Genomic DNA, 17,785 nt, shown 5'->3' on the forward strand with positions numbered 1-17,785 from the left:
CCCGGGCGGGGGGAGAATACCCCCGGATTCCCGGGGGGGGTCCCCGCGCGCGCGAGGGGGGCGCCCCGGGGCCCGGCGCTGTGCGGCCGGTTGCCGGGCCGCACAGCGATTCCGGGCTGTCGGCGGTGTCAGCAGCCGCCGTAGCCGCCGTCGTACCCTCCGCCCCAGTCGTCGTCGTTGTCGTACCAGCCGTTGTTGTAGCCGTTGTCGTCGTCCCAGCCGCCGCCCCCGTGGGTGACGTAGGTGACGGAGTGGGTGGGCATCGCTGCCGAGGCCGTACCCGCCGCGCCGAGCGCGGCGCCACCGGCCATCAGGACGCCGATCGCGGAGACCGCGAAGAGCCGCTTCACTCTCAGTGCTTGCATGGTTTCGAAACCCTTCTCGTGGTGGTGCCTCGAATGCGGCACGAAGCGCTCTGCCTCCTCTCGGAAAGATGGAACGGAGAACTGTCCGGGGGGTGATGAATGTGTTGAGTGCGTATCCGCCGTCAACGCGGCTCGCCGAGCCACGGACCTTCAGGGCTGGAACGCATTTCCTCACGCCGTGCGCGCTACCGCAGGCAGAGGGCGGTGTACGCGGTTCCCGCGGTTTACGACCGCCTTATATGCATACTAGTCACCCTTTTGCGACTCGTCATCTCGGGTCGCGGAGCCGGCCCGGCGCAGGGCGGCGGGTGTGGTTCCGTGCCAGCGGTGGACCGCCCGGCGCAGGGCGCGGGCGTCGGCGTATCCGCTGCGCACGGCGATCGCGTCGATGCTCAGCCCCGTCTGGTGCAGCAGCCGGGTGACGTGGTCCCGGCGGACGCCGTCGAGCTCGCCGCTCCAGGTGGTGCCGTGCTCGTCGAGGCGCCGCTGGAGGGTGCGGGGGCTCAGGGCCATGCGCCGCGCCACCTCGGACAGCGTCGGGGCCGCCTCGTCGTGGGCGCGGACCAGGCCGCTGCGGAAGACGTCCAGCCAGTCGTGCAGCGGGACCGCGGTCGCGAGCGTCTGTTCGGCGTGCCGCCGCAGCACGCCCGACAGGCCGGGCTGGGCGTGCGGCGTGGGGGTGGTCAAGTCGTCGACGCGGAAGGTGACCGAGCTGTACGGAGCCTCGAACTCGATGGCGCGGGTGCCGTACAGCTCGATCAGGGCGCGGTGGTCGCGGGGTGCCTCGGCGGCCAGGGTGACCCGCAGGGGCACCAGCCGGCGCCGGGCGGCTTCGCCGAGGCGGCGCTGGTAGAGGCCGAGTGCGTAGGCGCGGATGGCGCAGGCCGCCTCGTAGCTCAGGTCGGCCTCGTTGACGTGGCTGATGGTGATCAGGCCGTCGCCCTCGCCGCCCTCGCCGCCCTCGCCGTGCTCCTCGACGCGGAGGTTGTCCGTCGCGGTGTCGGCGACGGCGGCGAAGTAGGCCGAGGCGTCCCGGATCCCTTCCAGCGGGGTGGGTGCGGAGGTGAACAGGTAGTCCCACACCCCGAGGCTGCCGATGTCCGACTGGCTCGCCAGTGCCCGGGACAGCTCGGTCCACGGAACGTGGACGGCCGACAGTTCCGCGATGCGGATGCTCGTGGCCGCGGGGGTGCGGCATCGGTCGTCGCCCAGGTGCTCGGGGGCCAGGCCCAGCAGGTGTGCGTAGCCCTGCGCGGGGATGCCGAGCAGACGTGCGGCGTTGACGCTGAGGCGGGCGAGGGCGGAGGAGGTCGTCCCCCGGTGTGCGTGCGAGACCACAGCGGGCGAGCATAGTCCAGCCCGAACGGCCGGGAACGGCCAGGTCATCGGTCGGTTCCGGTGCCCGGGCGCGCTGTTCGTGGCGCGCACGGTCCCCTTGCCGGCGTCCGCCGCCCTGGGCCCGGCGGTCTGTGCGGCCCTAGCGTGGTGATCGGCGCGGTGCGGACGGCGACGCCGCCGCGGGCGCGGGTGCGGACCGGATCGGAGCTCCCCCACGGGGGTGGGGGGCTCGGAGCCGGCCTCCCGTACGGGCGGGCCCGCGCCGGTCGGGAGCGAGCCGGTGCCGGGGCCGGGCCGGGCGCCGCGAGGAAGCGGGTGCGCACCATCGGGCGCGGACCATGGGGCCGGGGCCGCCGCCCGGGGCCCGTTCGAGGACGAGCGTGAGGGGCGCCGCGCGGCGGGCTCCCGTGGGGGATGTCCCGCACCGGCCGGCCGGGCGAAGACCACGGAACGCGGCCCGGCGGCGCCCTCCCGGCCGGACCGGGCGCCCCCGCCGGGCTGACCGGGGGCATCGCGATGCCCCGAGCCGGCGGAGCACTCGCACCGCCCGTGGCTCGCGGCGCTCGGCAGCGAGGACCCGGAGGGGACGGAAGCGGAGGCGGCGGGACGGGCGCCGTCCCCCGAAGGGCCTTGCGCACTCCGGTACTTCGCCCTGAGCCGCCCCCGCCCTGGCCCGTCACACCTGCGGCGGGTCGTGGAGCGCGGGCCGGGACCAGGGCGCGTCGGCTTCGTCGGACTCCGGTCGCAGCCCGAGCTCACCGAGCTGGTTGACCGCCATCATGGCCAGGAACATCGCGTTCGGGTTGGCGCCGCCGATGCCCAGTTCCGTGACGGCCTCCGCGTACCCGGCGGTGAACGCGCTCGGCCGGATCCGCCCGCCGCTCTCCCCGGTCAGGCGGAGCGCGATGCCATGGAGGGCGGTGGTCTGCTCCAGCAGCCCGTCCAGGAAGGACACCGCCTCGTCGCGGTGGCGCACGGCGAAGGTGTGCCCGTCGGTGAGGTGCTCGGCCGCGCCCTCCTCGAAGAGGCGGGCGACGGCGCCGAGTACGGTCTGGATCTTCAGCTGGTCGGCGTCGGCCATCGCGCCGCAGGCCCCGTTCCCCTCGTCGGACAGGTGCAGCACCCCGCAGTCCCGCAGGTGCACGATGACGTGCCCGGCGCAGTGCCCCTGGCTGCGCAGGACGCGGACCGCCCCCTCGGCGAAGGTCCAGCCAACGAAGCGGACCGATCCGATCCGGATCAGCTCCGGCGCTCGCTCCTCGTAGGTCCGGGTCGTCGCACCGAAGGGCCGCATCGGCCGGAAGAGCGAGACCAGTTCGCGCGCGAGCACGTCGGGCGGCGCGGGCAGCCCCGCCGCCCAGGCGATCCGGCGCAGGGCGCGCAGCCAGTACGCCACCGGGTCCCGCAGCTGGTCGACGTCGAGGGCGGGGACGTAGTGCTCCACGGGCACCCCCAGCTCGTCGGCGAGGTCGTTGTTGCCGACGTGGTCGGGATGGCCGTGCGTGGTCAGCACCAGCGCCCGGGACCAGGGCCCCACCCGGTCGGCGGCCTCGCGCAGGGCGTCCCGGAAGGCGGGCGTGACCCCGGTGTCGACCAGTACCAGGGTGTCCCCGGTGCGGTGCGCGAGGGTGTTGGCGACGTCCGGCCGGCCGTGTACGAGGTCCAGTTCCTGTCCGAGGACCAGCACGGTCGCGGCGTCGATCTCGATCAGGTCACCGAGCGGGGACATCGGTCCTCCCGCGATCTCGTCCGGGCGGGGCCGCGTCGCTGCGGACCGCGATCCCCCTGCCGAGCGTACGCCGGCCCGTACGCGGTGCCACCTGGCCGCCGTGGGCGTCGCGCCCCCTCCCTCACGTTCCGTGGTCGAAATGATGCGATCTGTAGTCAATCGTGTCAGCGTGTTGATGAGGGGTCCGCAAGGATTCCGTACCTACGTAGAAGGAGCAGCCGTCATGGGCGGTAAGCAGGACAAGCGCCAGGAGCCGGACAAGGGCCGCGAGGAGCAGGGGCACCACCGTCCCGGTGACCCGGCGCGCCCGACGCCGGGCAAGCCGGGCCCGGCCCGGGAGCAGGCGCCCGGACAGGCGCGGACGGCGCCGTCGCGCGGCCGTGACGAGGGCCTGCTGCGTGAAGAGGACCTGCACGACGAGCGGCTCTGACCGCGATCGGATCCGCTCGTCCGCGGTTCCCGGAGCCCGGCCGGGGGCATTCGCCCCCGGCCGGGCTCCGGCGCGAGCAGCGCCGCGGCGGCGGGGCCGCACCACCGGGTCAGCGCGCCGGTGAGACCGGTGCCTCCGGCGTCCGGGCGGACCAGTACCGCCCCGGCGCCGATCGCGCCGCTCTCGGCCCGGGCCCGACCCCGGGCGCCCCGGTCGCTCCGGGGGGCGCGGCGTCTGCGCGCGCCAGTTCGACCTTCCGCAGCGACCCGCTCCCCAGCCTCACCGTCGGCCGCGCCCACGACGTCCTCATCCACCTCGACCGGGTCCACGAGGCCACCCGGCTGTGACCCCCCCGGGGACACCCGCGCGCCGCCGCCGAGGATCTTCCGACGCGCCGGGAACGGAGGGCCGCGCCACGGCGTCCTTCCGGGCAATCGGAGATGCGCCGGCCCGGGCCCTGCCCGCGGCCCGGCCGGAGGGCGGAGTCGTGCGGCGTGGACGTGGAGCGGGGCTGGTGGGCCTCGCGGTGGGACTGCCGCTGGGCCTGGCGGGGATCGTCATCGGGGTGGTGTTCGCGGCCGGCGACGTCTGGGAGCCGAGCCCGCTGCACCGGGCGGTGGACGACTACCTCGCCATGGTGGGCCTCGGCGGCCCGGCCCCGGCCACCGGACCGGGCGGCAGCTGCCCGGCCGGACAGCCGGATCCCGCCACCACCCTGCACGCCCTCGCGCCGGCCTTCGAGCACCACATCGTGTCCTCCATCGAGAGCGGCGGGCAGGCCCAGGTCAACGTGGACCTCACCCCGCGCGAGGGCGACCGCATCGAAGTCGTCCTGGAACTGAGCCGGAGCGGAGAGCGCTGGGACGTCTGCTCGGCCTCCACCGGCCACGTGTGGATCGACCCCACCTGACCCCGCCCACGGCCTCAGTCCAGCGGCTGTTCCACCACGCTGGTTCCGCTGCCCTCCCGGGACTCCCACGTCCAGGTCTCCTCCATGCGCAGCCGCCCGTCGGGCAGTTCGCGCACCAGGGAGACGCAGTGCCCGGAGGCGGTCGTACCGTCGAGACGGAGCTGTACGTAGCGGAAGTCGACGGTGTCGCCCGCCCGGGTGCCGACCAGATGGCCCCTGATCACGTCGCCGCCGTGGTACTCGGCCCAGACCAGGCCGTCCTGTTCGTGGTACGCGAACCGGGTCCGGCGGCCGACCTGGCCGGGCGCCTGATCGGCGACGGGGACGAAGACGAGGCCGTCCAGGGAGCGCGCCGCGGCGGGCTCCCCGGGGGACGGGCGCTCCGGGGTGCGCGTCACTGCCCCACCCGCCCGTCGACGCACTCGCGCAAAAGGTCCGCGTGCCCGCAGTGCCGGGCGTACTCGTCGATCCGGTGCACCATCAGCTCGCGGACCGCGATCCCGTCCTCACCCACGCGCTCGCCCAGGTCCCCATGCCCGGCCAGCGCGGCGTCGGTGGCGGCCTGCTCCCGCTCCAGATCGGCGTACGCGGCGTCCACCACGGCCCGTTCGGCGACGGCTCCGTGGAAGTCCGCGTCCCTGGCCCCGTACAGCTTCGGCAACGGGTCCGCGTCGCCGATCCAGTTGCGCCAGTCCCGCTCCACCTCGGCGAGGTGCCGGAGCAGCCCCAGCAGCGACATCGTCGACGGCGGCACCGAACGGCGGGCCAACTGCTCCGCGTCCAGGCCCTCGCACTTCATCAGCAGGGTCGTGCGGTAACCCGTCAGGAAGTCGTCCAGCGTGGCGCGTTCCCCCTCCGGACCGGGTCCACCGGATTCGCGCGGGTCGTCGTCCGGGTCCGCCCACATGTCGGGGTACACCGTCGCCTGCGTCCATCGTGCGGGTTGATCACTCATGGGCCCATGCTCGTCGCCAACCGCCCCCGGCGCCAACGAGTATCCCGTTCCCGGCCGTCGGCGTGAGGCGGCCGGGGACGGGTAGCCGGGGGAGGAACCGTTCCCTGAAGACGGGAGGAACCCCGTGCTCTTCCTTGTAGGCGCACTGCTCGTCCTGGGCGTCGTCCTCGGAGCCGTGGCCCACGTGCCGGTGCCGGTCAGCGTGATCGGCGGCTGCGCGATCGCCCTGTGGCTGATGCTCTTCGCCGCGCGCGAACGGCTGTCCCGCCACCGCGCCGGCCGGAGCCGGGAGGGGCTGCGATGACCACGCGCACCGCTGGGAAGTCCCCGGCACGTACCCATACCCGTACCCGTAGCCGTTCGCGCGTCCGGGACGCGGACGCGATGGCGGTCACCGCCTTCGTCCTCGGCCTCGTCGGACTGCTGGTGATGAACCTGCTGCTCGGACCGATCGCCGTGGCCCTCGGCGTCCTCGCCCTGTGGCGGAAGACGGCCAGGCCCGGCCGCGCCCGTCTCGGCATCGCCCTCGGCGTGGCCGACCTCGTGGTCCTCGCCTGCCTGGTCACCGCCGACGGCACCTGGTCGTGGGGCCTGACCTGAGCCGGGCCGGCGCCGCCCCGCTCAGCCGTTGGAGAGCTCCCCGGTGCGCGCGACCTTGCCGACCGCGCCGACCACCTCGTCCACGGCGACGTCCGGCCTGCTCACCACCTTGTCGGCGACGCGGGCCGACCCCGCGAGCGGCTGCTCCAGGGGGTCCGGGCCGTCCGCGACGGCGGGCGGGGCGAGCGAGAGGGCAGCGGCACCGGCCGCGAGGGCGAGGGCGAGCGTCGTCATCTTCTTGACCGTCATGCGCTGACCAACGAAGGGCCCTCGCCCCGGTCACCCCCGACTCCCGGCCCGCCCGACTCCGGTCACAGGCTCGTCAGCAGCCCGTCCAGCGGCGCCGGGACCCGCCCGGGTTCGAGGGCCTCCACCAGCAGCCGACCGTAGCGGATCTTGCGGCCCTTCTTCGTGCCGAGGAAGCGCCGCAACTGCTCCCGGCGGGGCCGGCCGTGCTGTGCGGGCTGCCGCAGGAAGGTCTGCCAGGCACGCCCGTCGCCCCCGTCCCCGACGACCTCCTCGACCCGCGCCGTGCCCAGCGCGCGGATGAGCTCGTCCTCCAGGTCCGCCACGCACACGAAGAAACCCCCGAGCGGTGCCCGCGCCCGGTGCAGCCCGCGGTCGTAGAAGGGCCGCTCGCGCTCGTCGCACAGTCCCCCCAGCCGCAGGCCGAGACCCGGCGGCCCGAGGAGGGCGGCGTAGCGGGCGATGCTCATCGCCCCGCCCATCGCCACGACGCACACCCCCTCGGCGGCCAGGTCACGGCCGCGCAGCGCCGCCAGCGCCTCGACGGCCGCGAGGTCGCTCGGCCCCTCCAGCAGCAGCGCGGTCCGCAGCCCCAGCCCCACGGCCAGCCCGCGGGCCCGCGCACCGGCGGGCCCGTCGGCCCCCTCGGTCCCGTCGGCCGCCCAGCGGCCGACCGCGTCCCGGAATCCGCTCATGTCCCCCATGGGGCGATTCTGCCCGTCCGCGGGCCGCCGCCGCACGCGATATCCGGGGCCTCATTCCTCCCGCAGGCTCGTCACCAGCTCGCGCGGCAGCCCGTGGGTGTCGTGGAGGTAGCGGAAGTCCTCCTCGTCGAGCCGGCCCCGGAACCGGGGACGGGCGAGCACGTGCCGGCCCTGCTCCAGCAGCCGGCGGAACCGCCGTTCCTCGTCCAGCAGCGACCCCAGCACCTCGCCCGGCGGCACGTCCTGGCGGAAGCGGTCCAGCGTGTGCCGGACCGGCTCCCGCGGCAGGTCCCCGAGGCTGCGGGAGGGGTCGTCCCGCCAGAGCACGGTGAGCACCCGGCGCACCAGACGCCGCAGCACGTACCCCCGTCCCGTGTTGGAGGGACGCACCCCGTCGCCGAGCACCACGACGGCCGAGCGCAGGTGGTCGCAGACCAGCCGCAGCGAGCGCCCCTCCAGCGGCCACAGGGGCGGCACGAGACGGAGCCAGGGCTCGAACACATCGGACTCGAACACCGACGGGCTGCCCTGGAGCAGGGAGGCGAGCCGCTCCAGGCCGAGGCCGGTGTCGACGTTGCGCCGGGGCAGGGGCACGAGGGTGCCGTCGTCGAGCCGGCGGTGGCTCATCGTCACGTGGTTCCACACCTCCACCCACCGCTCGTCGCGGGTGGGCGTCGAGCGGGGCGGGCCGTCGCCGCTCCACAGGAAGATCTCCGAGTCCGGCCCGCACGGCCCGACGGGCCCGTTGGACCACCAGTTGTCCTCCACGGTGGGCTCGACCGGCACGCCGAGGTCCTCCCACAGCCGGACGGAGGCGGTGTCCGGCGGGGTGCGGCCGTCCCCGGCGTGGACGGTGGCGTGCAGCAGGCCGGGATCGATCCCCAGCCCCTCGGTGAGCAGCCCGTAGCCCCATTCGAGGCTGCGCGGACCGTCGTAGTCGCCCAGCGACCAGGTGCCGAGCATCTCGAACACGGTCAGGTGGGTGGCGTCGCCGACCTCCTCCAGGTCCGTGGTGCGCAGACAGCGCTGCCGGTTGACGAGCCGCCGGCCCAGCGGATGGGGGCGGCCCTCCAGGTACGGGGTGAGCGGGTGCATGCCGGAGGTGGTGAACAGCACGGGATCGCCGGGCGGCGGCAGCAGCGTCGAGCCGCAGATGCGGTGGTGGCCGCGCTCCTCGTAGTACTCGGTGAACGTGCGGACCAGGTCTTCGGTCTTCATGGGACGGCTCCTTCGCGTCACAGCGGGGGAGGCGCCGGAGAACGGGACCGTTCAGTCGTCCGGCCGGGGGCGAAGCCGCCACGGCACTACCGACGGACCGTTTCCGGTCGCCGGTGAGGGGGAACGTCAGGCGGCGGCAACCGGCGAGCTGGTCGCTCGCGCGGTCGCGGTGGTGCGGGGGCCGTTGACGTTCATGCGGACGACCATAACGCGGCCACACCGGCCGGAGCACGCGCTTTTCCCCGACTCCGCCCGCCGCCCCCGCTCAGCCGCTCCCGGTCCAGTTACCCCGCCCCACCGCGGCCAGGGCGGAGCTGCTCACGCGGGCGCTCGGACTGTGGCGCGGGCCCGCCTACGCCGACGTGGCCGACGCGGGCTTCGTCCGCGCGGCGGGGCACCGCCCACGAGGAACTCGCGGAAGCCCGCCTGGAACGGGGCGATCACGCGCTGGACGCTGACCAGCTGGCGGCGCTCGCCGCGCAGATGCGGGCGCTCTACGGCGCGCGCCGGCAGAGCGAGGCGCTGACGGTGTACGGGCAGGTCCGCGAACGCTTCGCCGAAGAACTGGGGACCGCGCCGCGGCGGCGTACGCCAAGACCCGGCTGGCCCTCGCGGCGGCCGCACAACCGGCGGGGGCGGACCGGGAGGAGGACCCGTCCCTCTCCCGGCTGCTGCGCGACGCCCCCGGGATACGGGTCCTGGCCACCGGCCAGGAGCCTCTTGCCGTCGCCGGGAGGTGCTGAACCGGTCGCGCCGCTCTCCGGGCCCGACGCGGCACGGCTGTTCGCCGAACGGGCCGCCGCCGGGCGCCCGGGTTCGCGGTGACCGAGGAGAACGCGCAGGACGTCGCGCGCATCTGCCGCCCCCTGGACGGCATCCCGCTCGCCCCGGAACTCGCCGCGACCCGGGTCCGGGCGCTCGGCGTGCACGCCCTGGCCGACCGGCTGGACGACCGCTTCCGCCTGCTGAACCAGGCCCGCCGCGATGCCCCCGCCCGCCGGCGCACCCTGCGCCACCCGCACGACCCCCACCCTCCCGCCCATGAGCCGGCCGCCCGCCGGATCCCGCCCGCCGGAACCCATCAGGCCGCCCCCGCCGCGCCGGATCCCGTGCCGAAACCCGTTTGTCCGTAGCCCGGAGCGCCGGTGATGATCCGGAGCACCGACACACCCCTCGATCACCGGAGACTCATGACCACCGAACTGGCCAAGGCCTGGGAACTCTTCGAATCCGGCGACCCCCAGGGGTCGATGCGGATCCTGCGGTCCGCCGCCGAAGGGACCGGATCCGCCGAGATCGCCCCGCTGGTGGCCCAGTTGGCCCGCGGCGCCGGTTTCACGGACCTCTCCGACGCCTCGACGGCGCTGGCGGCCCGGCCCGGGGAGGTGGGGCGGCTCTACGCGTACGGCTACGCCTGCGTCGAGCGCGGCCTGCCCGCCCTCGCCGTCCCCGCGCTGCGGGAGGCCCTGGCCCTGACCCTGGAACCGCAGGCCGCGCCGGAACGCAAGGGCCTGTTCCGCCGCAAGTCCACGCCGCGTTCCGACGCCCGGTTCACCCCCCGGCGGGTGCTCCTGGAACTGATCACCTCCCTGGAACGCGTCGAGCGGCACGCCGAGGCGCTGGACCTGCTGCGCACGCACGACGCCCTGCTGGCCGACTGGCCGGACCGCTACCTGACGGTCTACAACGCCCTGATGAGCGGCCGGACCGACACCGCACGCGAGGTCTTCGACGCCCTCTCGGCGCCCGAGGGCGTCTGGACGGGCCCGGCGCGCCGGGTCGGGCGGATGCTGGAGCGCGCCGCGGCCCTGCCGCCGACCGGCCCGCGGGACCTGCGCGGCTGGCACTACGTACTGACCGGCGGCCTGCTGACGACCCTCTCCCCGCACGGCTTCGACCAGGGCATGAACGGCCGCTGGGGCTACCTCCAGGACGACTTCGACTCCTGCCGGCACGGCCTGGAGCGGCTGCGCACGGCCCTGGCGGCGGCCGGCCGCGAGCCCGCGTCCATCGGCCTGCTGCCGGACCGCGGCAGCCGGGCGCTCGGTCTGGCCGCGTCCCGGCTGTTCGGCGTCCCGGCCGCCCCGTACCGCCCCGGCACCCCGGACGTGCTGGTGGTCGCGTACGACCTCAACGGGTGCGACCCCGAGTCGGTGGCCGCGCTGACCGAACGGGCGGCGGGCGAACTGCTCTTCGAGCACGCCACCTGCTGGACCGAGGCGCCCGCCGCGACGGCCGACGTCTCCACCCTGCTCGTGCAGCGCGTCGTCGCCCCCTGGGAGCCCGGTCTGCGGTGGTCCGAGGACGGCCAGGCGCAGCAGGGGGAGCCCGACGGGCGTACGGCCGAGGAACTCGCCGAGGCGATCCTCGCGGCCGATCCGGCCCCGCCGGAGGGCGACGGGCAGACCCCCGCCGACCCGGACGAGGCCCTGGCCGCGTTCGCCGCCCGGGCGGCCGCACGGTGGGCCGACGGGCCCCGGGACCGGATCAACTCCTCGGGCCCCGTCCCCAGCGGACGCTTCGCCTGACCCGCGAATCCACGGTCCGGCCGCGGCGAGGGGTGAGGATGGGGTCATGGCTGACACCTTCGTTTCCCGCACCATCGACGTCACGACCGGGGACCGGGAGACCGTCCACGACCTGACGGCCGCCTGCGCCGCCTTCCTCGGGGAGGTGGCGCGCGGCCGGAGCGGACTGCTCAACCTCTTCACCCCGCACGCCACGGCGGGCCTCGCCGTCATCGAGACGGGAGCGGGCAGTGACGAGGACCTGCTGACCGCCCTGCGGTCGCTGCTGCCCGCCGACGACCGCTGGCGGCACCGGCACGGCTCCCCCGGTCACGGGCGCGACCACGTCCTGCCCGCGATCGTCCCGCCCCACGCGACGCTGCCCGTCATCGACGGGGTGCTGGAGCTCGGCACCTGGCAGTCCGTCACCCTGGTGGACACCAACCGCGACAACCCGCGCCGCCAGGTCCGGCTGTCCTTCCTGGGCGGCTGACCGGCCCGCCGGGCGGGGGCCGGCCGCGGTCCCCGCCCGGCGGCGCGCTCAGCGCAGGACCGGGATCACATCGCGCGTCTCGTCGGCCTCGAAGCCCGTGGCGCGGCGGGCGGGCGAACCCGGGGGAGTCTCGTCCGCGCAGACGGTGCCGCGCGCGGGCAGCGCCAGCGTGGACAGGTACGCGTTCACGAGGGCGCTGACGCACGCGCTCCGGTTGTAGCCGGTGTGCCCTTCGGCCCGGAAGGTCAGCAGCCGTCCGCTGTCCAGCGTCCCGGCGAGGGCCACGGCGTCCTGGTACGGGGTGTCCGGGTCGCCGGTCGTGCCGAGGACCAGGATCGGGGCGGCACCGGCCGCCCGGTAGGAGCCCTCGAAGCGGCTCGGCCTGTCCGCCTGCCACTGGGCACAGGTGGTCGCGTGGTTGTGGTCGTAGGTGGGCGGCCCGAGACCGATGGCGGGCCCCAGCAGCGGCGCCGAGGCGACGTGCGCGCCGACCAGCGCGCCCAGGAGCGCCCGGCCGGGCGGGTAGACGCGGTCGGCGCACTCGACGGCCAGGTTGACGTTGAGGAAGTCGAAGGAGGCGGGGGAGGGCGGCGACAGCAGCCACGAGGCCTGGTGCGCCTGGGCCGCCCGCAGGCCTTCGCCCAGGTAGGGCCAGACCTCCTGGCCCGAGTTGATGTTGAACATCAGGCGGTACGCGAGGGTGTACCCGGTGGCGGGGCGTCCGCTCGCCGTGATCACCGGGTCCGCGTCCAGGGAGCGCTTGAGGTCCTCGAAGGCCTGCCGCGGCTCGCCGTCACCGAACCCGCAGGCGGTGGCGTTCTGCGCGCACCAGTCCAGGAAGCGGCCGACCGCCGAGTCCAGGGCGGTGAACTGCGCGCCGTCGTAGGCGTACGGCACGTCGGCGTAGCGCCGCGGGTCGTAGGCGCCGTCCAGGACCATGGCCCGCACGCGCCGGGGGAACTGGGCGGCGTAGACCGTGCCGACGTAGCTGCCGAAGGAACGTCCGTAGAAGGTGAGCGTCTCCTCGCCCAGGGCCTGGCGCAGCAGGTCGATGTCCTTGGCGTTCGAGCCGGTTCCGATGTACGGGACGAGGTCACCGGCCCGCCGGGCGCAGGCGTTGGCGAAGTCGAGGCCCTGCCGGATCGCGGTGTGCAGGGCGCCGGGGCCGGGCACGCCGCGCGCGGAGTCGACGGCGGCGCCGTACTCCTGGTCGTTCCAGCACTCCACCTGCCCGCTGCGCCGTACGCCGCGCATGTCGTACCCGACGACGTCGAAGCCGTCGCGCAGGGAGGCGGGGAGCGCCTCGTAGCTGTCACGGGCGAAGTCCACGCCGGAGTTGCCGGGGCCGCCGGGGTGCAGCAGCAGGACACCGGTGCGGTGGGCCGGGTCGGCCGCGGGTTTGCGGGTGACGGCGAGCGGGATCGTGGGCCCGGCCGGCCGGCGGTAGTCCAGCGGCACCAGGGCGGTCGCGCACTCGAAGCCGTCCCCCTGGTCGTCGGCGCAGGGGGCCCACGACAGCACGGGCACGGGCGGGGCAGCCGCCGCCGCCGCGGCGGTCCCGGGCACGGCCCCGAGGAGCGCCGTGACCGCGATCAGGACGAGGGTCGTCCCCCAAGCCACTCGTGCGCGCGGTTCATTGGGTGATCGGGTCCGCATGCGGAGCACACTCCCTCGGTGACGGTTCGGCAGGGCGGCGCACGGGGCGGGGGAACGCGCGGGCGCCCACGCTCGGCCGAGCGGCACGCACAGGTTCGCACCGGTGGGACCCGGCCGGGAAGACGGCGGGCCGCGCGAGATCCGAAGGGGTGGGCTCCATCGCCCCGCCTAGAGAGTAATAAGGCTGTGACCTGCGGCTATTCAATCGGGGCGAAGAGATCACTAGGGTGCGTGGGTGACGGACAACAACGAAACGCCCACGGGCGGGAACACCCCGGACGACGAGTGGAACGACCTCGTCCGCCGGTTCGAAGCGGAACGATCCGCTCTGCCGGACGCGCCCGTGGCGGCGCCCCCGGCCGCGCCCCCGGCCGCGCCCCGGCGGGTGTGGCCGCTGAACCTGGCCCTGGCGCTGGTCGCGGCGGGCGCCGCCTTCGGCGTGCTGAAGTACACCGGAGCCGCCGGCTCGTCCGACGACGGCGGCGCCGCGACCGCCCGTCCGGCCGTGTCCGGACCCGCCCGGGAAGCTCCCGCGGCGCCCGCCCGGGGCGCCGCCGCCGCGGCCGCCGGCACGCGGCCGATGGTGCCGCTCGCCGATCTGTTCCCGGCCGGGGTCGGGGGCGACTCCGGGACCGCCTTCACCCGGCTGGGATCGACCGTGATGGAGTCGTGCACGGAGCCGGAGGGCGTCGGCCCCCGGCTGGCCGCGATGATCGAGGACGGAGCGGGCTGTGTCGGCGAGCAGATAGCCCTCTACAAGGACGACCGGAACAACCAGTTCAACCTCGCCGTCTTCACGCTGAAGGACCCCGGTGACACGGTGCGCATCGTGACCGAACTGGGGATGGCCTTCGACGACTACCAGGTCGCCGTCCAGGGCCCGCCCCGCGGATCCGGCCTCCCGGCCCTGCCCGCGGACAGCGGACTGGTGCAGGCCTTCACGGGCCACGGCCGCGTCATGGTCGTCGCCATGGGCCAGTGGTCCGACGGCCGGACCGCCGATTTCCAGCAGCTCGTGGACCGCATGAGACCGCTCCAGGACGCCGTCTCCCGGAAGGTGGCCACGTACGAGGACGCGGGCTGAAGCCCCGCCGGACGGTCCGCACCGGCGCTCAGGCGCTCCCGTCGGCGCGGCCGGCCCGCCGGGAGCGCAGCAGCTCCAGGCCGACCGGGATCAGGGACACGACGACGATGGCCGCGATGATCGGCAGCAGGTAGTGGTCGATGTTGGGAACGGACGCGCCGAGCGCGTAACCGGCCAGCACGAGGCCGACGCTCCACAGCAGGCCGCCCAGCACCTGCCAGAGCGTGAACGTGCGGGCCGGGACGCCGAGGATCCCGGCGAGCGGATTGAGCACGGTCCGCACGATGGGCAGGAAGCGGGCCAGGACGATGGCCTTCGCGTACCCGTAGCGTTCGAGGATCTCCCCGGCCCGGGCGGCGCCCTCGCCGATCCTGCGGGACTTCGTCCGGGTCAGGAACGCAGGCCCCGCCTTGCGGCCGATCAGGTAGCCGGTCTGCGCGCCGGCCAGGGCGCCGGCCGCGGCGGCGCCGAGGACCCAGGGCAGGGACAGGTGCCCGGGGTTGGCGGCCGACCCCGCGCACAGCAGGCCGGCGGTGAACAGCAGGGAGTCGCCGGGCAGGAAGAACCCGATGAGCAGGCCTGTCTCGGCGAACAGGATGACCGCGACGCCGATCGTCCCGAACGCCGCGAGCAGGGACTGGGCGTCGAGCAGGTTCACGGCGAGGTGCGCCGAGGGCGCTGCGGCGAGCTGGGCCAGGGGCATCGGTACGGTCCCATCGGTGGTCGCGGTGCGGGGGAGTCGTGGGGCGGCGCCGTACGTCAGGCGGGGGCGGGGGGCCGGCCGGCCGTCCGCCGCAGGTAGGCGTACGCCAGGACGGCGAGCCATGCGGTGGCGAAGAGCCAGCCCCCGAGGACGTCGGTGAACCAGTGGACGCCGAGATGGACACGGGTGGCGCCGACGGCCGCCCCCCACAGCCCGATCAGCACGCATGCCGTCCGGGACACCCCGGACCCGCGCAGGAACAGCGCCGCGACCAGCAGCCCGGCGGTCATCGCGGCGGTGGTGGCGTGGCCGGAGGGGAAGGACCAGCCCGAGGCGTGCGTCGCCCAGTCCTCGACCGGTGGGCGCGGACGGGCGATGAGCGCCATCACCGCGTACCTCAGCGCCTGGCCCGCGCCGAGACACAGCAGCAGGGCGGCGGCCGTCCAGGCGCGCTGCCGGGCCGTGCGCCCCGCGTACAGCCCCGCCAGGACGACGAGGGCGTACGGGACGATGCCGGTGCCCGTGTACGTGAGCGCGCGGGCCGCCGCCGTGACCGCGCCGGGGCGGTGGTCCACGGACCAGCGGTGCAGTCCCGTGTCGACGGCCGGCGGATAGGCCGGATCCCGTACGACCCACAGGGCCAGCAGGGCGAAGAGGACCGCCGCGGCCGGCGCCGTCCATCCGGCCAGGCGGGTGGCCCGGGCGCGCGTCACGCGCGGGCCGGGAGCGGTCGCGGCGTGCCGTGCTCCGGCCACCGGGCCGAGGCGTCCTCGCGCCGGGCCACGTGGGGTGCGTCAACGGTCATGCGGTGGAGCCTCTCGGAGGAGCCGGGCGGGGAACCGCCGGGCGGGCGCCCGGGCGACTGCGACGCGGCAGCCGGTCTACCGCACTGTAGACGATCGCGGGGTGAGGGCGGGGTGAACGGCCGGGCGGCCGCACGTCCGCCCGGCCGCCCGGCGCGGCGCCGCGCTCAGGCGGCGAGGACCCCGGTTCCGAGGAGGCCGAAGAGCAGGACGCCGACGGCGATCCGGTAGATGACGAAGGCGTTGAAGGAGTGCTTGGCGACGAACTTGAGCAGCCAGGCGATCGATGCGTAGGCGACGGCGAAGGACACCACCGTGCCGACGGCCAGCGGGAGGAGGTCCACGCCGGCGCCGACCGCGTCCTTGAGTTCGTACAGGCCCGCCCCGGTCAGGGCGGGGATGCCGAGGAAGAAGGAGAGGCGGGTGGCGGCGACGCGTTCGAGGTCGAGGATGAGGCCGGTCGAGATCGTGGCGCCGGAGCGGGAGAAGCCGGGGAAGAGCAGGGCCAGGATCTGCGAACAGCCCACCAGCATGGCGTCCTTGAGGCCGGTGTCGTCCTCGCCGCGCTTGTGACGGCCCATCTGGTCGGCCGCCCACATGAGTCCGCTGCCGACGATGAGGGAACCGGCCACCACCCACAGGGAGGCCAGTGTGCTCTCGATGAGCGGTTTGGCGGCGAGCCCCACGACCACGATCGGGATGGTGGCGTAGATGACCCACCAGGCGAACTTGTAGTCGTGGTGGTAGCGCTCCTCGCGGTTGGCGATGCCCCGCCCCCACGCCCTCAGGATCCGGGCGATGTCCTTGGAGAAGTAGACCAGGACCGCGGCGATGGCTCCGACCTGGATGACCGCGGTGAAGGCGACGACTGCCTTGTCGCCCACGGGGATCCCCATCAGCCCCTCGGTGATCTTCAGATGGCCGGTGGAGGAGACCGGCAGGAATTCGGTGACCCCTTCGACGATCCCGAGGACCGCTGCCTGCCCGATGCCGATGGTGCTCAATGCGTCCGTCCCTACGGTTGGGCCTATGGTCTACTCGTGTGTAGACGACGGGGGTGACTGTAGAGGATCGGCGGGCAGGCGCGCCACGGCCCGCGTTCGGCCTGCGTGGCGATGGCCGCCAGGGGCTGCCAAAATGGGAGGAACGGGAGGGAGTCGCGCGGTAGCGGCAGCAGCGGGGGAACGCAGGAAGCAGGGGAGTACCCATGTGCCGATGGCTCGCCTACTCGGGGACGGACATGTTGCTCGACACCATCCTCTACAAACCCGCCCATTCGCTGATCGACCAGAGCCTGCACTCCAAGCTGGGCGTGGAGACGACGAACGGAGACGGCTTCGGCATCGGCTGGTACTCGCAGGGCAACACAACCCCGGCCCTTCTGCGCGACGTCGGCCCGGCCTGGAACAACCGCAACCTGCGCGAGATGGCGGACCACGTCAGCTCCCCGCTGTTCTTCGCCCACATCCGGGCGTCGACCGGGACGGCCGTGCAGCAGTCCAACTGCCATCCCTTCCGGCACGGCCGTTGGATGTTCATGCACAACGGCGCCATCGACGGGTTCCACCTCATGCGCCGCGACCTCTGCCTCCTGGTCGACCCCGAGCTCTTCGTCCACATCGAGGGGACGACGGACTCCGAGGTGATGTTCCACCTCGCCCTCACCTACGGCCTGGACCAGGACCCGCCGGCCGCCGTGGCCCGCATGGCGGGCACCGTCGAGCGCGTGGGCCGCGAGCACGGCGTCGAGTTCCCGCTCCAGATGACCCTCGCCGTGACCGACGGCGTGAGCCTGTGGGCCTTCCGCTACTCCACCCGGCACGACTCGCGGTCGCTGTTCTACAGCAGCCGGGTGGACGCCCTGCGCAGGCTCCACCCCGACGTCGCGTTCCTGCGGGACATCTCCGAGGAGACCCGCCTCGTCGTCTCCGAACCCCTCGGTGACCTGCCCGGCGCGTGGAACGCCGTACCGGAGAGCAGCTACGGCGTGGTCCGCCCCGGGCAGGACGAGATGTACCCCTTCACACCGGAACTCGTCTGACGC

General features: G+C 74.6%; 20 protein-coding genes and 1 pseudogene. 9 read left to right on the forward strand and 12 right to left on the reverse strand.

Annotated features, from left to right (window positions below; translation table 11 throughout):
- Window positions 1–128: 128 nt before the first annotated feature.
- The 3 genes from ACFYYT_RS24985 to ACFYYT_RS24995 form a co-directional block, all read right to left on the reverse strand.
- Window positions 129–365: a hypothetical protein gene (locus tag ACFYYT_RS24985; RefSeq protein ID WP_351826343.1), complete on the reverse strand. Its 237-nt coding sequence runs from the start codon at window positions 363–365 to the stop codon at window positions 129–131.
- Between the two features lie 246 nt (window positions 366–611).
- Entirely contained in the window at window positions 612–1,703 is a 1,092-nt protein-coding gene (locus ACFYYT_RS24990) for a helix-turn-helix domain-containing protein (protein WP_351826344.1), read from the reverse strand.
- Window positions 1,704–2,379: 676 nt separating this feature from the next.
- Complete coding sequence (locus tag ACFYYT_RS24995; protein WP_351826345.1) at window positions 2,380–3,432, reverse strand: MBL fold metallo-hydrolase; 1,053 nt, start codon at window positions 3,430–3,432, stop codon at window positions 2,380–2,382.
- 223 nt (window positions 3,433–3,655) lie between these two features.
- Between ACFYYT_RS24995 and ACFYYT_RS25000 the strand changes: the two genes are divergently transcribed.
- Together ACFYYT_RS25000 and ACFYYT_RS25005 are read left to right on the forward strand one after the other, a co-directional pair.
- A complete protein-coding gene (locus tag ACFYYT_RS25000; RefSeq protein WP_351826346.1) occupies window positions 3,656–3,862 on the forward strand; it encodes a hypothetical protein in 207 nt (68 codons plus the stop codon).
- A gap of 487 nt (window positions 3,863–4,349) precedes the next feature.
- The gene (locus ACFYYT_RS25005) at window positions 4,350–4,772 is read left to right on the forward strand and encodes a hypothetical protein (protein WP_351826347.1); all 423 of its coding nucleotides are present in this window, start codon (window positions 4,350–4,352) and stop codon (window positions 4,770–4,772) included.
- A 14-nt stretch (window positions 4,773–4,786) separates the two neighbouring features.
- Here the strand turns inward: ACFYYT_RS25005 and ACFYYT_RS25010 are convergent, their stop codons facing one another.
- Together ACFYYT_RS25010 and ACFYYT_RS25015 are read right to left on the reverse strand one after the other, a co-directional pair.
- On the reverse strand, window positions 4,787–5,170 hold the full coding sequence (locus tag ACFYYT_RS25010) for a hypothetical protein (protein WP_351826348.1): 384 nt from the start codon (window positions 5,168–5,170) through the stop codon (window positions 4,787–4,789).
- On the reverse strand, window positions 5,167–5,727 hold the full coding sequence (locus ACFYYT_RS25015) for a DinB family protein (RefSeq protein ID WP_351826349.1): 561 nt from the start codon (window positions 5,725–5,727) through the stop codon (window positions 5,167–5,169). The genes ACFYYT_RS25010 and ACFYYT_RS25015 overlap by 4 nt, the downstream gene beginning before the upstream one ends.
- Window positions 5,728–5,851: 124 nt before the next feature.
- On the opposite strand from ACFYYT_RS25015, the gene ACFYYT_RS25020 reads away from it, so the two are divergent.
- Together ACFYYT_RS25020 and ACFYYT_RS25025 are read left to right on the forward strand one after the other, a co-directional pair.
- Window positions 5,852–6,031 carry a hypothetical protein gene (locus tag ACFYYT_RS25020; RefSeq protein WP_351826350.1) on the forward strand — a complete coding sequence of 60 codons (180 nt, stop codon included), beginning with the start codon at window positions 5,852–5,854 and terminating at the stop codon, window positions 6,029–6,031.
- Window positions 6,028–6,327 (forward strand): DUF4190 domain-containing protein, encoded by a 300-nt coding sequence (locus ACFYYT_RS25025; protein ID WP_351826351.1) that lies wholly within the window; start codon window positions 6,028–6,030, stop codon window positions 6,325–6,327. Before ACFYYT_RS25020 ends, ACFYYT_RS25025 begins: the two co-directional genes overlap by 4 nt.
- A 21-nt stretch (window positions 6,328–6,348) precedes the next feature.
- Here ACFYYT_RS25025 and ACFYYT_RS25030 read toward each other — a convergent pair whose 3' ends face one another.
- The 3 genes from ACFYYT_RS25030 to ACFYYT_RS25040 form a co-directional block, all read right to left on the reverse strand.
- Window positions 6,349–6,576 (reverse strand): hypothetical protein, encoded by a 228-nt coding sequence (locus tag ACFYYT_RS25030; protein ID WP_351826352.1) that lies wholly within the window; start codon window positions 6,574–6,576, stop codon window positions 6,349–6,351.
- A 62-nt stretch (window positions 6,577–6,638) separates the two neighbouring features.
- Window positions 6,639–7,277, reverse strand: a complete 639-nt coding sequence (locus ACFYYT_RS25035) for a TOPRIM nucleotidyl transferase/hydrolase domain-containing protein (RefSeq protein WP_351826353.1) — start codon at window positions 7,275–7,277, stop codon at window positions 6,639–6,641.
- Window positions 7,278–7,328: 51 nt separating this feature from the next.
- Window positions 7,329–8,495: an alanine--tRNA ligase-related protein gene (locus ACFYYT_RS25040; RefSeq protein ID WP_351826354.1), complete on the reverse strand. Its 1,167-nt coding sequence runs from the start codon at window positions 8,493–8,495 to the stop codon at window positions 7,329–7,331.
- Between the two features lie 302 nt (window positions 8,496–8,797).
- On the opposite strand from ACFYYT_RS25040, the pseudogene ACFYYT_RS25045 reads away from it, so the two are divergent.
- The 3 genes and pseudogenes from ACFYYT_RS25045 to ACFYYT_RS25055 all read left to right on the forward strand — a co-directional run.
- Window positions 8,798–9,508, forward strand: a pseudogene (locus tag ACFYYT_RS25045) (BTAD domain-containing putative transcriptional regulator); the annotation flags it as partial.
- Between the two features lie 177 nt (window positions 9,509–9,685).
- Window positions 9,686–11,023, forward strand: a complete 1,338-nt coding sequence (locus ACFYYT_RS25050) for a hypothetical protein (RefSeq protein WP_351826355.1) — start codon at window positions 9,686–9,688, stop codon at window positions 11,021–11,023.
- Between the two features lie 46 nt (window positions 11,024–11,069).
- The gene (locus tag ACFYYT_RS25055) at window positions 11,070–11,495 is read left to right on the forward strand and encodes a YjbQ family protein (RefSeq protein WP_351826356.1); all 426 of its coding nucleotides are present in this window, start codon (window positions 11,070–11,072) and stop codon (window positions 11,493–11,495) included.
- 48 nt (window positions 11,496–11,543) lie between these two features.
- Here ACFYYT_RS25055 and ACFYYT_RS25060 read toward each other — a convergent pair whose 3' ends face one another.
- A complete protein-coding gene (locus ACFYYT_RS25060) occupies window positions 11,544–13,151 on the reverse strand; it encodes an alpha/beta hydrolase (RefSeq protein WP_351826357.1) in 1,608 nt (535 codons plus the stop codon).
- 235 nt (window positions 13,152–13,386) lie between these two features.
- Here ACFYYT_RS25060 and ACFYYT_RS25065 point away from each other — a divergent pair, with 235 nt between their 5' ends.
- Window positions 13,387–14,235: a hypothetical protein gene (locus ACFYYT_RS25065; protein WP_388609306.1), complete on the forward strand. Its 849-nt coding sequence runs from the start codon at window positions 13,387–13,389 to the stop codon at window positions 14,233–14,235.
- 28 nt (window positions 14,236–14,263) lie between these two features.
- Here the strand turns inward: ACFYYT_RS25065 and ACFYYT_RS25070 are convergent, their stop codons facing one another.
- The 3 genes from ACFYYT_RS25070 to ACFYYT_RS25080 all read right to left on the reverse strand — a co-directional run bounded on the left by ACFYYT_RS25070 (window position 14,264) and on the right by ACFYYT_RS25080 (window position 16,745).
- On the reverse strand, window positions 14,264–14,938 hold the full coding sequence (locus ACFYYT_RS25070; RefSeq protein WP_351831513.1) for a DedA family protein: 675 nt from the start codon (window positions 14,936–14,938) through the stop codon (window positions 14,264–14,266).
- 56 nt (window positions 14,939–14,994) lie between these two features.
- Window positions 14,995–15,693 carry a phosphatase PAP2 family protein gene (locus ACFYYT_RS25075; RefSeq protein ID WP_351831510.1) on the reverse strand — a complete coding sequence of 233 codons (699 nt, stop codon included), beginning with the start codon at window positions 15,691–15,693 and terminating at the stop codon, window positions 14,995–14,997.
- A 215-nt stretch (window positions 15,694–15,908) separates the two neighbouring features.
- On the reverse strand, window positions 15,909–16,745 hold the full coding sequence (locus ACFYYT_RS25080; RefSeq protein WP_351831508.1) for an undecaprenyl-diphosphate phosphatase: 837 nt from the start codon (window positions 16,743–16,745) through the stop codon (window positions 15,909–15,911).
- Between the two features lie 203 nt (window positions 16,746–16,948).
- Between ACFYYT_RS25080 and ACFYYT_RS25085 the strand changes: the two genes are divergently transcribed.
- Window positions 16,949–17,782 (forward strand): class II glutamine amidotransferase, encoded by an 834-nt coding sequence (locus tag ACFYYT_RS25085; RefSeq protein WP_351831505.1) that lies wholly within the window; start codon window positions 16,949–16,951, stop codon window positions 17,780–17,782.
- The last annotated feature ends 3 nt before the right edge of the window (window positions 17,783–17,785 follow it).

The sequence above is a fragment of the Streptomyces sp. NPDC002032 genome, from assembly GCF_042890765.1.
Lineage (GTDB): Bacteria > Actinomycetota > Actinomycetes > Streptomycetales > Streptomycetaceae > Streptomyces.

What these genes read in the sequence shown, in the direction of transcription:
- ACFYYT_RS24985 (WP_351826343.1), bottom strand. Translation starts at nt 365, where the DNA reads ATGCAAGCACTGAGAGTGAAGCGGCTCTTCGCGGTCTCCGCGATCGGC.
- ACFYYT_RS24995 (WP_351826345.1), bottom strand. Translation starts at nt 3,432, where the DNA reads ATGTCCCCGCTCGGTGACCTGATCGAGATCGACGCCGCGACCGTGCTG.
- ACFYYT_RS25000 (WP_351826346.1), top strand. Translation starts at nt 3,656, where the DNA reads ATGGGCGGTAAGCAGGACAAGCGCCAGGAGCCGGACAAGGGCCGCGAG.
- ACFYYT_RS25015 (WP_351826349.1), bottom strand. Translation starts at nt 5,727, where the DNA reads ATGAGTGATCAACCCGCACGATGGACGCAGGCGACGGTGTACCCCGAC.
- ACFYYT_RS25025 (WP_351826351.1), top strand. Translation starts at nt 6,028, where the DNA reads ATGACCACGCGCACCGCTGGGAAGTCCCCGGCACGTACCCATACCCGT.
- ACFYYT_RS25030 (WP_351826352.1), bottom strand. Translation starts at nt 6,576, where the DNA reads ATGACGGTCAAGAAGATGACGACGCTCGCCCTCGCCCTCGCGGCCGGT.
- ACFYYT_RS25035 (WP_351826353.1), bottom strand. Translation starts at nt 7,277, where the DNA reads ATGGGGGACATGAGCGGATTCCGGGACGCGGTCGGCCGCTGGGCGGCC.
- ACFYYT_RS25040 (WP_351826354.1), bottom strand. Translation starts at nt 8,495, where the DNA reads ATGAAGACCGAAGACCTGGTCCGCACGTTCACCGAGTACTACGAGGAG.
- ACFYYT_RS25050 (WP_351826355.1), top strand. Translation starts at nt 9,686, where the DNA reads ATGACCACCGAACTGGCCAAGGCCTGGGAACTCTTCGAATCCGGCGAC.
- ACFYYT_RS25055 (WP_351826356.1), top strand. Translation starts at nt 11,070, where the DNA reads ATGGCTGACACCTTCGTTTCCCGCACCATCGACGTCACGACCGGGGAC.
- ACFYYT_RS25060 (WP_351826357.1), bottom strand. Translation starts at nt 13,151, where the DNA reads ATGCGGACCCGATCACCCAATGAACCGCGCGCACGAGTGGCTTGGGGG.
- ACFYYT_RS25070 (WP_351831513.1), bottom strand. Translation starts at nt 14,938, where the DNA reads ATGCCCCTGGCCCAGCTCGCCGCAGCGCCCTCGGCGCACCTCGCCGTG.
- ACFYYT_RS25085 (WP_351831505.1), top strand. Translation starts at nt 16,949, where the DNA reads ATGTGCCGATGGCTCGCCTACTCGGGGACGGACATGTTGCTCGACACC.